General features: G+C 57.0%; 1 protein-coding gene. It reads right to left on the reverse strand.

Features of this window, described 5'->3' with window-relative positions; genetic code table 11:
• Window positions 1-95: 95 nt before the first annotated feature.
• Window positions 96-696: IS30 family transposase (locus tag FQ320_RS25335; RefSeq protein WP_255509734.1), on the reverse strand; the 601-nt coding region annotated here is incomplete at its 5' end.

Below are 696 nucleotides of genomic sequence, written 5' to 3' on the forward strand. Positions count from 1 at the left end.
GACTTCATATCTCGATTTGAGAGTGCGGCCACAGGCGCGTCCCGTGGTAAATATCGCCTTGCGCGCTTGTTCAGATTCTCGACTGAACCCTTTTGCTACGGTGCTTGCGGATCGCAGAACCACGCCTCGGTTCCGATACCGGGCTTCAACTTGCGCCAGTCGCGGAACTCGATCCCACGATCAAAGGAGATCGATCTACGCGCCGATTGGGGCAGGGGTTCCATCACACCCATCAGCTTGTTCATCAGGTGCGTCGTGCTGCGGTCGTTATTGCGGAACAGAACGGCAAAGCGGGTTTTGCGCTCAACCAGAGAAGCGACATTGGTCTTACCCTGCGCTCTCTCAAAAATCATCAGATTGCCTTCCCATTCGCCAAATGTCTCGCGGGTTTTGACATAGTCAGGCCGCTCGTGGATTGACCGATCAGGCGGGAAAACAAGGCCGCGTGGTGTCCGCCTGCGTCTTGGTTGCCGCTTCTTACGGCGATGCGGTAGATACCGCGCCAGTTCTTCGGACTGGCCATCGGGCCCGTAAATGTAGGCATAGATCGTCTCGTGGCTGACACGAAATGCTTGGCCGTCAAACTTAAGTCGACTCGCGATCTGTTCCGGAGACCAGCCTGCCTTGAGCTGTTTGATCACGGCATCTCGCAGTTCAATAAACCGCACCAGCTTGCGCCGACGCGCGCGCCGGTCG

The organism is Oceaniovalibus sp. ACAM 378, from assembly GCF_008085915.1.
In the GTDB taxonomy this organism is placed as follows: domain Bacteria; phylum Pseudomonadota; class Alphaproteobacteria; order Rhodobacterales; family Rhodobacteraceae; genus Oceaniglobus.